This window comes from Streptomyces sp. NPDC020845 (assembly GCF_044334165.1).
Taxonomy (GTDB): Bacteria; Actinomycetota; Actinomycetes; order Streptomycetales; family Streptomycetaceae; genus Streptomyces.
In genome coordinates this window covers 485328-500653 of sequence record NZ_JBIRSJ010000006.1, presented here as the reverse complement: position 1 = coordinate 500653, position 15326 = coordinate 485328, and the positions used below count along the sequence as shown (strand labels likewise).

Annotated in this window: 16 protein-coding genes; 13 read left to right on the top strand and 3 right to left on the bottom strand. The window is 71.7% G+C overall.

The features are described 5' to 3' along the window. Positions 1-7: 7 nt before the first annotated feature. Complete coding sequence (locus ACH4U7_RS17965) at positions 8-454, bottom strand: DUF3093 domain-containing protein (protein ID WP_398528847.1); 447 nt, start codon at positions 452-454, stop codon at positions 8-10. Between the two features lie 59 nt (positions 455-513). Here ACH4U7_RS17965 and ACH4U7_RS17960 point away from each other — a divergent pair, with 59 nt between their 5' ends. From ACH4U7_RS17960 to ACH4U7_RS17925, 8 genes are all read left to right on the top strand, one after another. Then, positions 514-1092, top strand: a complete 579-nt coding sequence (locus tag ACH4U7_RS17960; RefSeq protein ID WP_398528846.1) for a PaaI family thioesterase — start codon at positions 514-516, stop codon at positions 1090-1092. Positions 1093-1281: 189 nt separating this feature from the next. Then, positions 1282-1809: a dUTP diphosphatase gene (gene dut / locus ACH4U7_RS17955; protein ID WP_385629189.1), complete on the top strand. Its 528-nt coding sequence runs from the start codon at positions 1282-1284 to the stop codon at positions 1807-1809. A 1-nt stretch (position 1810) separates the two neighbouring features. Next, entirely contained in the window at positions 1811-2605 is a 795-nt protein-coding gene (locus tag ACH4U7_RS17950) for a DUF3710 domain-containing protein (protein ID WP_398528845.1), read from the top strand. A 303-nt stretch (positions 2606-2908) separates the two neighbouring features. Continuing rightward, complete coding sequence (locus tag ACH4U7_RS17945; protein WP_398528844.1) at positions 2909-3808, top strand: hypothetical protein; 900 nt, start codon at positions 2909-2911, stop codon at positions 3806-3808. A gap of 214 nt (positions 3809-4022) precedes the next feature. Further along, positions 4023-6602: a DUF4118 domain-containing protein gene (locus ACH4U7_RS17940; RefSeq protein ID WP_398528843.1), complete on the top strand. Its 2580-nt coding sequence runs from the start codon at positions 4023-4025 to the stop codon at positions 6600-6602. Between the two features lie 44 nt (positions 6603-6646). Beyond that, entirely contained in the window at positions 6647-7330 is a 684-nt protein-coding gene (locus tag ACH4U7_RS17935) for a response regulator (RefSeq protein WP_398528842.1), read from the top strand. An 88-nt stretch (positions 7331-7418) separates the two neighbouring features. Further along, complete coding sequence (locus tag ACH4U7_RS17930) at positions 7419-7829, top strand: OB-fold nucleic acid binding domain-containing protein (protein WP_398528841.1); 411 nt, start codon at positions 7419-7421, stop codon at positions 7827-7829. Positions 7830-7832: 3 nt separating this feature from the next. Then, positions 7833-8681, top strand: a complete 849-nt coding sequence (locus ACH4U7_RS17925) for a DUF3159 domain-containing protein (protein WP_398528840.1) — start codon at positions 7833-7835, stop codon at positions 8679-8681. A gap of 127 nt (positions 8682-8808) precedes the next feature. Here ACH4U7_RS17925 and ACH4U7_RS17920 read toward each other — a convergent pair whose 3' ends face one another. After that, a complete protein-coding gene (locus ACH4U7_RS17920) occupies positions 8809-9483 on the bottom strand; it encodes a potassium channel family protein (RefSeq protein WP_385629204.1) in 675 nt (224 codons plus the stop codon). 157 nt (positions 9484-9640) lie between these two features. Continuing rightward, a complete protein-coding gene (locus ACH4U7_RS17915) occupies positions 9641-10309 on the bottom strand; it encodes a TrkA family potassium uptake protein (RefSeq protein WP_014175852.1) in 669 nt (222 codons plus the stop codon). A 608-nt stretch (positions 10310-10917) separates the two neighbouring features. On the opposite strand from ACH4U7_RS17915, the gene ACH4U7_RS17910 reads away from it, so the two are divergent. The 5 genes from ACH4U7_RS17910 to ACH4U7_RS17890 are packed head-to-tail and all read left to right on the top strand — an operon-like array spanning position 10918 to position 15283. After that, a complete protein-coding gene (locus ACH4U7_RS17910) occupies positions 10918-12423 on the top strand; it encodes an ATP-binding protein (RefSeq protein ID WP_398528839.1) in 1506 nt (501 codons plus the stop codon). Then, positions 12420-12851, top strand: a complete 432-nt coding sequence (locus ACH4U7_RS17905) for a roadblock/LC7 domain-containing protein (RefSeq protein WP_014175850.1) — start codon at positions 12420-12422, stop codon at positions 12849-12851. Before ACH4U7_RS17910 ends, ACH4U7_RS17905 begins: the two co-directional genes overlap by 4 nt. Beyond that, a complete protein-coding gene (locus tag ACH4U7_RS17900; protein WP_089508596.1) occupies positions 12848-13204 on the top strand; it encodes a DUF742 domain-containing protein in 357 nt (118 codons plus the stop codon). Before ACH4U7_RS17905 ends, ACH4U7_RS17900 begins: the two co-directional genes overlap by 4 nt. Next, on the top strand, positions 13182-13793 hold the full coding sequence (locus ACH4U7_RS17895) for a GTP-binding protein (protein WP_398528838.1): 612 nt from the start codon (positions 13182-13184) through the stop codon (positions 13791-13793). The genes ACH4U7_RS17900 and ACH4U7_RS17895 overlap by 23 nt, the downstream gene beginning before the upstream one ends. Next, a complete protein-coding gene (locus ACH4U7_RS17890) occupies positions 13790-15283 on the top strand; it encodes a cytochrome P450 (RefSeq protein ID WP_398528837.1) in 1494 nt (497 codons plus the stop codon). The genes ACH4U7_RS17895 and ACH4U7_RS17890 overlap by 4 nt, the downstream gene beginning before the upstream one ends. The last annotated feature ends 43 nt before the right edge of the window (positions 15284-15326 follow it).

Sequence of the window (15326 nt, the reverse complement as noted above, 5' to 3'; positions counted from 1 at the left end):
CGGGCGGTTACTGGGCCCGTACGGCCGAGAGAGCGGCGGACAGGGCCTCGGGGTCGCGGGTCGAGACGTAGACGTACGGGGTCGGGTCCTGCGGATCGGTGACCTCCACCCGCAGCGCGGTCGGGATGTAGCTGCGCAGCAGCATGAACGCCCGCGGATCGGCCTTGTAGGTGCGCCAGGCGGCCGCCTCGTCGCGGTCCAGCACCTCGGCCGTCCCCAGCGCCGACACCGGGATCTTCGCCTCACCGGCGACCAGTGAGCCCGCCACCACCCGGACCCGCACCGAACCGTAGGAGCTCACCACGACCGCGGCGGCCGCCGCCCCGCCGATCAGACCGCCGAGCATCGGCAGCGTCCCGAACGGCAGCATGATCAGTGCCCCCGCGACCCCGACCAGAAATGCGATGAACCACCATGAACGGGGTGCGGTCAGGCGTTCTTCGTAAGGCTGCATGGTGCCAAGCTTGGCATGGCCGCCGACCGGCGCTTCCCGCGCGGGTAAGGTCAGCCGATGTGAGTGGAGTACAGACCGCGTTGAAGCCGCCGGACGGCGCCAGGGCACCCGTGCGGCACCCCGACGCCCCCGCGCCCGGGGGCGTCCTCGGCGCGCACTACGAGGCGTGCTTCGGCTGCGGCCAGGAGCACGGTCTCGGCCTCGAACCCCGGGCGGGCGACGGCGTGAGCGTCACGGCCGAGTTCACCGTGCGCACCGGCCACCAGGGGGCGCCGGGCCTGGCCCACGGCGGGGTGCTGACCGCGGCGCTGGACGAGGCGCTGGGGGCGCTCAACTGGCTGCAGCGGGTCATCGCGGTGACCGGACGGCTGGAGACGGACTTCCTCCGGCCCGTGCCCGTGGGCACCGTGCTGCACCTGGACGCGCGGGTGACGGCGGTGTACGGGCGCAAGATCTACTGCACGGCCACCGGCCGGATGGGCGGCCCGGAGGGCCCGGTCGCGGTGCGGGCCGACGCGCTCTTCATAGAGGTCAAGGTCGACCACTTCATCAAGAACGGCCGTTCGGAGGAGATCGACGCGGCGCTCGCCGATCCGGACCAGGTGAAGGTCGCGCGCGCGTTCGAGGTGAATCCGTGAGCGACGCATGGCGAACGAAGCGAACAAAGGCACGGGCGAAGGGGATGGCGTGAGGGACGCAGGCGAGGCCGCCGGGCCGCAGGGGGCTACGCAAGCAGCACTTTGCGCCTCGCGGGCGACAGTGCCCGCGGCGGAGCCGCTGATGTCACGAGCAGCCGCTGGCGCGGCGGGGCGAACGAAGGGGATGCAGTGACTGTGACGCCCGTAGATGTGTTGATCCGCCGGGTGCACCCCGAGGTGCCGATCCCGGCGTACGCCCATCCCGGCGACGCCGGCGCCGACCTCGTCACCACCGAGGCGGCCGAGCTCGCCCCCGGTGAGCGCGCGGTACTGCCGACCGGAGTGTCTATCGCGCTCCCGGACGGGTATGCCGCCTTCGTGCATCCGAGGTCCGGACTGGCCGCCCGCTGCGGGGTCGCCATGGTGAATGCGCCCGGGACCATCGATGCCGGGTACCGTGGAGAAATCAAGGTGATCGTGGTCAACCTGGATCCACGCGAGAGTGTGCGGTTCGAGCGCTACGACCGGGTCGCCCAACTGATCGTCCAGCAGGTCGAGAAGGTGCGCTTCCACGAGGTGGCGGAGCTTCCCGGTTCGGCGCGGGCCGACGGGGGCTTCGGGTCCACCGGCGGTCATGCCGCAGTGGACGGTTCAACGGGTAGGGCATCGGGTGGGAATAGGTACGCTTCGGTCGGTTCCGACCGGGAAGGACGATGACGTGTTCGGACGTCGCCGCAAGCGCAGCAAGGAGGACGTCGAGCCGCTCGACGTGGCCTCCGAGGAGTTGGCCGAGAACGGCGAAAGCGCCGAGGATGCGGGTGCTGCCGCGGACCCCGAGGAGGACGCTGTCGCCGAGCGGGTGAGCCTGCCCCCGGCGCCGCGCCCCGAAGGGCCGTGGGACGTGTCCGAGGTGCGTCAGCCCGGCGAGGGCCGAGTGGACCTGGGCGGCCTGTTCGTGCCCGGTGTCGAGGGCATGGAGCTGCGGGTGGAGGTCGCGGGTGACGCGATCGTCGCCGCGACCGTGGTGCTGCGGGACAGCGCCGTCCAGCTCCAGGGGTTCGCCGCGCCCAAGAAGGAAGGCATCTGGGGCGAGGTGCGCGACGAGATCGCGACCGGCATCACCCAGCAGGGTGGGGTCGTCGACGAGGTCGAGGGCCCGCTCGGCTGGGAGCTGCGCGCCCAGGTGCCGGTGCAGCTGCCGGACGGCAAGAACGGCGTGCAGGTGGTCCGCTTCGTCGGTGTGGACGGGCCGCGCTGGTTCCTGCGCGGGGTGATCTCCGGGCAGGGCGCGGTGCAGCCCGAGACCGGCAGCCTGCTGGAAGCGATTTTCCGGGACACGGTCGTGGTGCGCGGCGAGGGCCCGATGGCCCCGCGCGACCCGATCGTCCTCAAGCTGCCGGACGATGCGCAGATGGTGCCCGACGGGGTGCAGCAGGAGGAGGCGCAGGGCTCGCGGTTCGCGGGCGGCGCCGATCGGCTGCAGCGCGGGCCGGAGATCAGCGAGGTGCGCTGAGCGCACGCGCGCCGCGCGCCGGCGCTGTCGCCGGCCGAGTCCGAGGGGCCCGGGAGCCAGTCTCCCGGGCCCCTCGGGCTTTCCGGACGCCGCTCCTGGCGGCGGCTCTTCCCGCTCTTTCCGCAGCTCTTCCCGCTCTTTCCGCGGCGGCTTTGCACGGGCGGATTTTTTCTTGAGGCACATTGAACACAGCTGTCACCCGGCCCGTACTGATGGGCGCGAGACCTTGCGCGACCCGGAGCAGGGGCAGGACGGGGCGCCACCAGTAGACCGTTGCTGTTTGTGACCTCACGAGGTGATCAGATGTCCCGTGGCCTTCCGTTACTGCACCGTCGGCGCGTCCTGGTTGTCGGTGCCATCGGCGGTGTTACCTGTGCGGCTGTCGCGGTGGGAGCCGCCATGGCCGGGCAGGACGGCTCGGGATCGAGCAGCGATGCGAGCACCAAAGCGGCGTCCACCATCAGCTGCCCCGATGTGACGGGCTCCCTGCCCGAGATCCCCGCCAAGGCCAAGGCCGAGGTGGACCGCAACCTGGCACTGCTCCAGACGCAGATCGACGAGGCCAACAAGCGGCTGGCCTCGTCCGCGGGCGAGGGTGGGCCGAACTTCGTCCAGAACGCGATCCTCGGCCCGCTGGCGGACAAGCGGAAGTCCACCCTGGACCGGATCGCGATCTCCATCGGCCGCCAGGCCGAGAAGCCACAGGGCCTCGACGCGCTCGCCGAGTGCTCCCTGGGCGGTGACGCGGGCGCCGGGCAGGGTGGCGCCGGGCAGGGCTCCGACGCGGGCTCAGGCGGCGCGGCGGAGCCCCCCGCGACCGCTCCGGGCACCGCCGAGCCCACGGATCCGGGCTCCGGGGCGGAGGACGGCGCGGGCTCGGACGCCGGGGCCGGCACCGGGACCGGGCAGTCGATCAGCTGCCCGGACGTCGCCTCGAAGGTCGGCGCGGTGCCCGCCGCCGCCCAGGCGGAGGTGGACCGCAATATCGCGCTGCTCCAGACGCAGATCAACGAGGCCAACAAGCGGCTGGCCTCGTCCGTGGGCCAGGGTGGGCCGAACTTCGTCCAGAACGCGATCCTCGGCCCGCTGAAGGACAAGCGCACCTCGACCATCGACCGCATCCGCATCTCGATCTCCCGCCAGGGCGCGACCGCCCCCTCTGGTCTTGACGCCCTGGCGGGCTGCTCGCTGGCATCCGGCTGATCCAGGTCGTCGGCAAAGCCTGACGCCAGCGGCGCCGGTGGGCCGCACTCCCTCCCTCGGAGTGCGGCTCACCGGCTTTTTGCTCCGCAAGCCAGGGGGGCGTAAAAGAAGCGTCAAGAGCGTGGTCACAGCCGTCAGAGAGCCGTCAACGGCGATCGAAAGCGGCCGGACGGCAGGTTTCCTCAAGAAAACGCCCAACGGGGAAAATGAGACCATGGGACGCGGGAAGCTTCGTATCTACCTCGGCGCGGCGCCGGGCGTCGGCAAGACGTACGCCATGCTGTCCGAGGGCCACCGGCGGGTCGAGCGGGGCACCGACCTCGTCGTCGGATTCGTCGAGCACCACGGCAGGCCGCGCACCCAGGTGATGCTGCGCGGCCTCGAGGAGGTGCCCCGCCGGGAGATGGAGTACCGCGGTGCCCAGTTCACGGAGATGGACGTGGACGCGGTCCTGGCCCGCCGCCCCGCCGTCGTCCTCGTCGACGAACTCGCCCACACCAACGTTCCCGGCTGCCGGAACGCCAAGCGCTGGCAGGACGTCGAGGAGCTGCTGCGGGCGGGCATTGATGTTGTTTCCAACCTCAACATCCAGCATCTGGAGTCGCTGGGCGACGTGGTGGAGTCGATAACGGGGGTACGGCAGCGGGAGACCGTGCCCGACGAGGTCGTCCGCCGCGCCGACCAGATCGAGCTGGTCGACATGTCGCCCCAGGCGCTGCGCCGCCGGATGGCGCACGGCAACATCTACAAGCCGGACAAGGTCGACGCCGCGCTGTCCAACTACTTCCGGCCCGGCAACCTCACCGCGCTGCGCGAGCTGGCCCTGCTGTGGACGGCGGACCGGGTCGACGAATACCTCCAGCAGTACCGCTCCGAGCACAGCATCCGCTCCACCTGGCAGGCCCGCGAGCGCATCGTCGTGGGCATCACCGGCGGCCCCGAGGGGCGCACCCTGATCCGCCGCGCCGCCCGGATGGCGGCCAAGGGCTCAGGCAGCGAGGTCCTGGCCGTCTATGTCGCCCGCAGCGACGGCCTCGGCCTGACTTCCGTCTCGCCCAAAGAGCTCGCTCTCCAGCGCACCCTCGTCGAGGACCTGGGCGGCACCTTCCACCACGTCATCGGGGAGGACATCCCCCGTGCGCTGCTGGACTTCGCACGCGGGGTCAACGCCACCCAGATCGTGCTCGGCTCCAGCCGCCGCAAGACCTGGCAGTACATCTTCGGGCCCGGTGTGGGCGCCACGGTCGCCCGTGACTCCGGGCCCGACCTCGACGTCCACATCGTCACCCACGACGAGGTCGCCAAGGGCCGCGGTCTGCCGGTCGCGCGCGGCGCCCGGCTCGGCCGCGCCCGGCTGATCGCGGGCTGGCTGACCGGGGTCGCCGGGCCGGTGCTGCTCACCCTGCTGCTGACCCACTCGGGCGGCGCGCTGGCCACCGACGGCGGACCGGGCTTCGCCAACGAGGTGCTGCTGTTCCTGTTCCTCACCGTGGTCGCGGCGCTGCTCGGCGGGCTGCTGCCGGCCCTCGCCTCGGCGGCCGTCGGCTCGCTGCTGCTGAACTACTACTTCACCCCGCCCACCCACACCCTCACCATCGCCGACCCCCAGAACATCGTCGCCATCGCGGTCTTCGTGGCCGTGGCCGTCTGTGTGGCCTCCGTCGTGGACCTCGCCGCGCGCCGCACCCACCAGGCCGCCCGGCTGCGCGCCGAATCCGAGGTGCTGTCCTTCCTCGCCGGCAGCGTGCTGCGCGGCGAGACCAGTCTGGAGGCGCTTTTGGAGCGGGTCCGCGAGACCTTCGGCATGGACTCGGTGGCGCTCCTGGAGCGGGAGAGCGATGTCGCCCCCTGGACCTGCGCGGGCAGCGTCGGCGGCAACGGGGGAGCGCCGCTGCCCGAGCGGCCCGAGGACGCGGACGTCGACGTGCCGGTCGGCGACCACATGGCGCTCGCGCTCTCCGGCCGGGTGCTGCCCGCCGAGGACCGCCGGGTGCTCGCCGCCTTCGCCGCCCAGGCCGCCGTGGTCCTGGACCGGCAGCGGCTGGCCCTGGAGGCCGAGCGGGCCCGGGACCTGGCCGAGGGCAACCGCATCCGCACCGCGCTGCTGGCCGCCGTCAGCCACGATCTGCGCACCCCCCTCGCGGCCATCAAGGCGGCCGTGTCCTCGCTGCGCTCCGACGACGTCGCCTGGTCGCCCGAGGACGAGGCCGAGCTCCTGGAGGGCATCGAGAAGGGCGCCGACCGCCTCGACCACCTGGTCGGCAACCTCCTCGACATGTCCCGGCTGCAGACCGGCACCGTCACGCCGCTGATCCGCGAGATCGACCTCGACGAGGTGGTCCCGATGGCCCTGGTCGGCGTCCCGGAGACCTGCGTCAGCCTCGAGATCCCCGAGGAGCTTCCGATGGTCGCGGTCGACCCCGGCCTGCTGGAGCGCAGCGTCGCCAACATCGTGGAGAACGCCGTGAAGTACAGCCCGGACGGCCTGCCCGTCCTGGTGTCCGCCAGCGCCCTGGGCGACCGCGTCGAGCTGCGGGTCGCCGACCGCGGCCCCGGCGTCCCCGACAGCGCCAAGGACCGCATCTTCGAGCCGTTCCAGCGGTACGGCGACGCCCCGCGCGGCGCGGGGGTCGGCCTCGGGCTCGCGGTCGCCCGTGGCTTCGTGGAGGCGATGGGCGGCCGGCTGGCCGCCGAGGACACCCCCGGCGGCGGGATGACCATGGTGCTCACCCTGCGGGCCGCCGCCGGCCGCGAGCCGGTCAGCTCCCCGCTGCCCGCCCAGGTCACTTCGTGATCAGCGACTATGGACCAGACACAAGCGAAAAGGCAGGCCGTCAGATGAACCGGGTGCTCGTGGTGGACGACGAGCCGCAGATCGTGCGCGCGCTCGTGATCAACCTGAAGGCGCGCAAATACGAGGTCGACGCCGCCTCCGACGGCGCCACCGCCCTGCGGCTCGCCGCCACCCGCCACCCCGACGTGGTCGTACTCGACCTGGGCCTGCCCGATATGGACGGTGTCGAGGTGATCAAGGGGCTGCGGGGCTGGACCCGGGTCCCGATCCTCGTCCTCTCGGCCCGCCAGACCTCGGACGAGAAGGTCGAGGCCCTGGACGCCGGGGCCGACGACTACGTCACCAAGCCCTTCGGCATGGACGAGCTGCTGGCCCGGCTGCGCGCCGCCGTCCGTCGGGCCGAGCCCGTCGGGGCGGCCGACGGCGGCGCGGTCGTGGAGACCGACGGGTTTACGGTCGACCTGGCAGCCAAGAAGGTCAACCGCGGCGGCGTGGACGTCCGGCTGACGCCCACCGAATGGCATCTGCTGGAAGTCCTGGTCCGCAACACGGGCCGGCTGGTCAGCCAGAAGCAGCTGCTGCAGGAGGTCTGGGGCCCCTCGTACGGCACCGAGACCAACTATCTGCGGGTCTATATGGCCCAGCTGCGCCGCAAGCTGGAGGCCGACCCCTCGCATCCGCGCCACTTCGTCACCGAGCCGGGCATGGGCTACCGCTTCGAGCGCTGAGCGCCGGTTCGAGCGCTGAGCGCCGGTTCGGGTGCTGAGCGCCGGTTCGGGCGGCGACCCCGTGAGGGCTCCCCGGTACGCTGGCCGTATGAGTGCCGTAGACGAGCCCCCTGGCAAATCCGATAAGCCGGCCGGCCGATTCCGGAGGATGCTGGACCGGCTGTCGAGCTCCCAGGAGGAGCTTCACTCCGCGGAGCTGCAGCAGGACGCCGAGGCCGCCGGCTGCACCAAGATCGGCGAATGCGGCGACCGGCAGATAGTCAAGGTGACCGGTACACTGCGCACCGTCACGCTGCGGCCCCGGGCCGGGGTGCCGGCCCTGGAGGCGGAGCTCTTCGACGGCACCGCCGCTCTGGACGTGGTGTGGCTGGGCCGGCGCTCCATCCTCGGGATCGAGCCGGGCCGCAAGCTGATCGCCACCGGCCGGATCTCCATGAGCCACGGACGCCGGGTGCTGTTCAACCCCAAGTACGAACTCCGACCGCTCGGACAGGAATAGCCGGTGACGAGAGACGACGAGCCGACGGCGACCGAAGAGGATTCCGCGGCCGCCGCGCAGAGCAGAGCGGCGGCGGACACCGCGCTCCTGGAGGCGTTCGGCGGGGTACGGGGCATGGTGGACACCACCGTCCCCGGGCTGGTCTTCGTCCTGTTCTACACGATCAAGCGCGATATCCATCTCGCGGCCCTGGCGTCGCTGGGGCTCACGGTGCTCCTCGCGCTGGCGCGGCTGATCCGCAAGGAGACCCTGAAGCACGCCTTCAGCGGGGTCTTCGGGGTCGCCTTCGGCGCGATCTTCGCGATGATGTCCGGCGACGCGAAGAACTTCTATCTGCCGGGCATGCTCTACACCCTGGGCCTGGCCATCGCCTACGTGCTCTCGGCGATCTTCCGCTATCCGCTGATCGGCGTGCTGCTCGGGCCGATGCTCAAGGAGAACCTCTCCTGGCGCACCCGCAACCCCGGCCGGTTCCGCGCGTACACCAAGTCCACCTGGGCCTGGGGGCTGATCCTGCTCGCCAAGTCGGCGATCCTCTTCCCGCTGTACTGGTGGGGCGACGCCACCCAGCTCGGCTGGGTCAAGGTCGCGCTCGGCATTCCGCCGTTCCTGCTGGCCGTCTATCTGACGTGGATATTCCTGGCCAAGGCCCCGCCGCCGATCGACGTCATCGCGGAGATGGAGGCGGAGGAGAAGGCGGAGCGCGAGCGGGAGCGGGCGAAGGCCGCCGAGGCCGAGGCGCAGGCCCAGGCCCAGAAGATCGGCGATCCGCTGCTGGCGGAGTGGACCGACCAGATCGTCAGCGAGGCCCAGCAGGAGTCCGCGGACCGGCGCTATCCGCCGCGCCCCTGAGAGGCCCCTGAGAGGCCCCCGAGAGGCCTCTGAGAGACCGACAAAGCGCCGGGTGGGCCGATGTGGCCCGCCCGGCGCTTTTGTGTCGCGTACGGGCGCCAGGAGGCGTACGGGCGCCAGGAGAGCGCTAGGAGGCGTCCGCGCGCTGGACGGACAGCAGTTCCTCCAGCTGTTCCTCGCGGGCCTGGGCCGCGACGAACAGCAGCTCGTCGCCCGCCTCCAGGACGTCGTCCTTGCTCGGCGTCAGGACGCGGGTGCCGCGGATGATGGTGACCAGCGAGGTGTCCTCCGGCCACTCCACGTCCCCGACCCGGGTGCCGGCCAGCGCCGCCTCCGGCGGCAGCGTCAGCTCCACCAGGTTGGCGTCGCCGTGGCTGAAGCGCAGCAGCCGCACCAGGTCGCCGACGCTCACCGCCTCCTCGACCAGCGCCGACATCAGCCGTGGCGTGGAGACCGCGACATCGACGCCCCACGCCTCGTTGAACAGCCATTCGTTCTTGGGATTGTTGACCCGGGCGACCACCCTCGGCACCCCGTACTCGGTCTTCGCGAGCAGCGAGACGACCAGGTTGACCTTGTCGTCACCGGTCGCCGCGATCGCCACGTTGCAGCGCTGCAGCGCGGCCTCGTCCAGCGAGGTGATCTCGCAGGCGTCGGCGAGCAGCCACTCGGCCTGCGGCACCCGCTCCACGGAGATGGCCGTCGGCGCCTTGTCGATGAGCAGCACCTCGTGCCCGTTCTCCAGCAGCTCGCTCGCGATGGAACGCCCCACGGCGCCCGCTCCAGCGATGGCAACCCTCACAGCGCCTCCTCGTTCGCCCCGCCGCGCCAGCGGCTGCTCGTCACATCAGCGGCTCCGCCGCGGGCACCGTCGCCCGCACGGAGCAAAGGTGCGGCTTTCGCTTTCGGCCCGGCCGCCGTGCGTACTTCCCCAGCCACCGCTGGGAGGTGCCCCCTGCTCACCGTCCGGCCTCCTCGGGTCCCTCATCGAACGCCGCCTCGACCTTCTCCACCTCGTCGGTGCGCATCATCACGTGCACCAGGTCGCCCTCCTGCAGCACCGTCTCCGAGGTCGGCAGCATCGCCTCGCCGAGCCGGGTGAGGAACGCGACGCGCACGCCGGTCTCCTCCTGCAGCTTGCTGACCTTGTGGCCCACCCAGGCGGGGGAGGTGTGCACCTCGGCGAGCTGCACTCCGCCGCTGGGGTCGCGCCACAGCGGCTCCGCGCCGGACGGCAGCAGCCGCCGCAGCATCTGGTCCGCGGTCCAGCGCACGGTGGCCACGGTGGGGATGCCGAGCCGCTGGTAGACCTCGGCGCGGCGGGGGTCGTAGATACGGGCCGCGACGTTCTCGATGCCGAACATCTCGCGCGCCACCCGGGCCGCGATGATGTTGGAGTTGTCGCCGCTGCTGACCGCGGCGAAGGCGCCGGCCTCCTCGATGCCCGCCTCGCGCAGGGTGTCCTGGTCGAAGCCGACGCCGGTCACCCGGCGTCCGCCGAAGCCGGCGCCGAGGCGGCGGAAGGCGGTCGGGTCCTGGTCGACGACGGCGACGGTATGTCCCTGTCGCTCCAGGGTCTGGGCGAGTGCCGCACCCACCCGGCCGCAGCCCATGATCACGATATGCATGCGACTACCCCGCACTCCTCATTACCGTGCTGAACCGCACAAACACCCTGCTCACATCTTCCTTCCAGGCCTACGGGGCGACAGCGGGGTAGGGGCCCCGTTGTCGAGGCCGCGGGGCAGCGGAAGGCTGTCCGCCACGGCGTCTGTCACCACCGTATCCGCACTTGTGTGACGGGCCCGAGTCCCCTGCTCAGGTCCGGGTGGAGAGCTGGCGCCGTACGGTGTACAAGGGGGCGGCGGCGCCCCGGAACGGCGAACGCCGCTTGCGAACGTTCCGGTGGTGCGGAAGCGGTCCCGGCGCGCTGCGGCCGCTCTTCCCGTCGGCGTGTCGCCGGTCGCCGGAGCGCGCGGCGTGGCCTCATCGCGGCAAGATGGCGGCGTGGTCGTTTTTGCCCCGGACTGAGGGGACGCCATCTCCCCGCGGCCTTCCCGATCTTCATGGGATCTTCACCAGAATTGGCAATGGTGCCCTGACAGTTCGAATGTTGTTACGGGCATCGGGCGCCAAGACACGGGCGTGGCTAAGATGATCGCCGTATTCCGTTTCCGGACGGGACATCAGGGCACTGAATCGTCCGCGCCCGCGTTCTCCTGGCACGAGGTTTCTGATGACAGATCACATATGGGAGGCGGTGAGCTGGTGCCTGGGTGTTGTCCTGCTCGTCGTCTTCGTCCTGCTGATGCGCCAGCGAACGATCACCGCCGGCGTGCGCAGGCGTAACGCCACGCTTGAGGAAAGCCTGAAGTCGCGCGACGAAGAGCTCCAACACCTCGTCGAGATGCGCCTTCCGGTCATCGCGGACGCCATCAACCAGCCCTCGCAGCTGCCCGGGCTGAGGGACGAAAGGCTGGCCGGCACCGCCTTCGCGCAGAGTCTTCACGGAGTCGTGGAACTGTTCACCCGCGCGGTGGACAAGGCGCAGGCGAGGGCCGACGCCTCGGCGAAGGCGGCGCTCAAGGCGTCGATGCGCGCCATCCAGGGTCTGGCAAACGAGCAGCAGCTGTCGATCTCCCAGATGCAGGACCGGCACGACAACCCCGATGTGCTCCGGGACCTCCTGGAGATCGACCACGCCAACTCCCAGTTCGGCCGCCGCGCCCAGGCCATCGCCGTGCTCTGCGGCTCCTGGCCCGGCCGCCAGCGGGTCTCCTCTCCGCTGACCGACGTGGTACGGGGCGCCAAGTCCCGGATCCGTGACTACCGCCGGGTCCAGGTGCACGCCCTGGTCGACGTCGCCGTGATGAGCCGCGCGGTGGAGCCGGTCGTGCTCGCCGTCGCGGAGCTGCTGGACAACGCCGCGCGCCACTCGCAGCCCAACACCAACGTCGAGGTCAGCCTGCAGCCGGTGCACAACGGCGCGGTCATCGTGATCGACGACGCCGGCGTCGGCATGGACGGCCTGGAGGTGCAGCGCGCCGCCACGCTGCTGTCCGGAGAGCGCGCCGTGGACGTCGCCCGGCTCGGCGACCCGCCGCAGTTCGGCTTCGCCGTCATCGGCCTGCTCGCCGCGCGGTACGGCTTCAGCGTCTCCGTGGACACCAGGTCCCCGTACGGCGGTGTGCGCGCCGTGCTCTTCCTGCCCACCGCGCTGCTCACCCACGTCGACGCCGAGGAGCCGGGCAACCGGCAGGCCGTACCGCAGGAGCCCCAGCAGTCGGGCCTGGATTCGGGTCTGCACACCCTCCCCTCCCTTCCGACCCGCAAGACCCGCTCCGCCCGCCGGACCGAGCCCGCCGTGGGGCAGATCCCCCATCAGCAGGCCGCGCCCCAGCAGGGCGTGCCCCAGCAGCCCGCTCCCCAGCAGGCCGCGCCCGCCCCGGCGGACCAGGCGCCCTCCGCGCTGACCCATCCGTCGGCGATCGATGAAGCGTCACGTACGTACGGCTCGACGGCCGGCGGACTGCCCAAGCGCCGTCGGCGGCAGCCCACCGTTCAGCAGTCGGCGGACGACTGGCCCACGGCCACCCCGGAGCCCGACACCGGCTCGCACCGCGTCCGTTCGGCCGAGGAGACGGCCCAGCGCATGGGTGCCTTCGCACGCGGCACCCGCTCGGGCCGTTCCGGTCACCAGGACGCCGCCCCCCAAACCGAAGAAGGGAATCGCCAGGCATGAACGACCACATAAACAACGAGCTGGGCTGGATGCTCGACGAGGTCGTGAAGATGCCGGAGGCGCGCCACGCGATCCTGCTCTCGGCGGACGGGATGCTGCGGGCGCACTCCGAGGGCATCGCGCGGGACGAGGCGGAGCGCCAGGCCGCGGCGCTCTCCGGTCTTCAGTCGATCAGCCGCTCCACCGCCGAGTTCTGCGACCCGGACGACGAGACCCCTTGGCAGCAGACGCTCATCGAGTTCGTCGGCGGCTATGTCTTCCTGATCGCCGCCGGCCCCGGCGCCTATCTCGCGGTCTCCGCCACCGAGAACGTGGACATGGAGGCGGTCAGCTACCGGATGCAGAAGCTGGTCGACCGGCTCGGCAAGGAGCTGACCAGCCCGCCCCGCCAGGGCACCACCCGACAGGGCATCGGCAGCCCGGCATGACCCCGGCCAGGCGCGAACGAGGACTGGTACGGCCGTATGTCGTGACCGACGGCCGTGCCTATCCGACCCGCAACACCTTCGACCTGGTGACGCTGGTCATGGCGCATCCGGACCGGCCGCTCGCCGGCCTCAGCCCGGAGAAGCGCCGGCTGATGGAGCTGTGCCTCGGCGGCGCCCTCTCGGTCGCCGAGGTCGCCGGGTATCTGCAGCTGCCGGTCAGCGTCACCAAGGTTCTGCTCGGCGACCTCGTGGACAGCGGCCACATCACCACGCGGTCGCCCATCCCCACGGCCGAGCTGCCCGACATCCAGCTTCTGCAGGAGGTGCTCGATGGACTCCGCGCTCGCCTCTGAGGGAGCGGTCTATCTGCCGCAGACCGTCCGAACAGCGGTGAAACTGCTGGTCGTCGGGCACTTCGCGGTCGGCAAGACCACCTACGTCGGCTCGCTGTCGGAGATCAAGCCGCTGCGCACCGAGGAGACGATGACCCAGGCCGGTGCGCTCGTCGACGACCTCGAGGGGATCGAGGACAAGACGACCACCACCGTGGCCATGGACTTCGGCCGCCTCACCCTGAGCGACACGCTGGTCCTGTATCTGTTCGGCGCCCCCGGACAGCAGCGTTTCACCCGGCTGTGGCAGGACATGACGCGCGGAGCCCTGGGCGCCCTGGTCCTCGCCGACACCCGGCGGCTCGATCAGTCCTTCCCGGTGATGGCCATCCTGGAGGAGCACGGCCTGCCGTACGCGGTCGCCGTCAACCACTTCGAGGGAGCGCCGCGGTTCGCCGAGGCGGAGGTCAGGGAAGCGCTCGACCTGCTGCCGGAGACCCCGCTGGTCACCTGCGACGCCCGGGACCGGATCTCCTCGACCCACGCCCTGATCGCCCTCGTGCAGTATCTGCAGAACCGCCAGGCCCCACCCTCCCAGGAGCATGCGTGACCTACCGCCCCGACACCACGGCCGCAGTCGGGTACCGCCCCGACACCGAGGCCGGAGTCGGAGTCGTACCGCCGCCGGGCTGCCCCGCGCATGCGGGCCAAGCCCGCTTCGGGGGACCCGCCCGCCCCGCCGCCCAGGGCCTGCCCCTGTACGGACCCGAGTTCGCCGCCGATCCGCACCTCTTCTACGAGCGGCTGCGGCAGTACGGGCCCATCGCCCCGGTCGAGCTGTCCCCCGGCGTCGAGGCGTACCTGATCACCAGCTACTCCCTCGCGCTCGAGGTGCTGCGCGACACCGAGCGGTTCGCCAAGGACCCCCGCGGCTGGCGCGCGCTGAACGAGGGACGGATCCCGCCGGACTGCCCGGTGGGCCCGATGATGATGTACCGGCCCAACGCCCTGTTCAACGACGGCGAGGCGCATGCCCGGCTGCGCGGGGCCATCACGGACAGCCTCACCCGGCTGGACCCGTACGCGCTGAGCGAATACGTCGAGCGCAGCGCCGACACGCTGATCAACGCGTTCGCCGACCGGGGCGAAGCGGACCTGCTCGCCGACTACGCGGCGGCCATCCCGCTGCTCGTCTTCAACGAGCTCTTCGGCTACCCCGCCGAACACGGGCTGCGCCTCGTCGGCACCATGGCGAGGCTCTTCGACAGCGGCGAGGACGCGGCCGAGGCCAACCAGGAGCTGCTGGACTACATGGCGAGCCTGATCGCCGCCAAGCGCCGGCGGCCCGCGGCCGACATCACCTCCTGGATGCTCGCCCACCCCTCCCGGCTGGCGGACGACGAACTGCTGCAGCAGCTCATGCTGATCCTGGCCGCCGGAACCGAGCCCCAGCTGAACCTGATCGCCAACGCGCTGCGGCTGCTGCTCTCCGACGACCGGTTCGCCGGTGAGCTCTCTGGGGGCAGCCTGCCCGTCCAGGACGCCATCGACGAGGTCCTGTGGACCGACCCCCCGCTGGCCAACTTCGGGACCCGGTTCGCCCGCCAGGACCTGGACCTCGCGGGCCTGCGGATCCGCCAGGGCGAGCCGATCCTCACCAGCTACGCCGCCGCCAACACCGACCCCGAGCTGACCTCCGACGGCCGGCTCGGCAACCGCGCCCACCTCGCCTGGAGCATCGGCGCCCACCGCTGCCCGGCCGAGAGCCCGGCGCGGGTGATCGCCTCGGTGGCCATCGAGAAGCTTCTCGACCGGCTCCCGGACATGGAACTGGCCGTTCCGGTCGACCAGCTGGCCTGGCGCACCGGCCCCTTCCACCGCGCGCTCGCGGCGCTGCCCGTCCGCTTCCCCGTCACGGCCCGGCCCACGGCCGCAGCCGTCCCCGCGGCGGTTTCCGCGCCCGCCCCGGCGGCGGCCCCGGCGGAGCCCCACGGGTCTCCGCAGACCGCACCGGCCGAGTCCGACCCGCCCGGCCAGTCCGCGCGGGCGGCCCAGCGCCGCCGGTGGGGTTCGCTCGCGGCGTGGTGGCGCGGGCAGTAAACGGGTTCACCGGGTCCCGCCGTCATGCCTCGGGCGGGGTGGG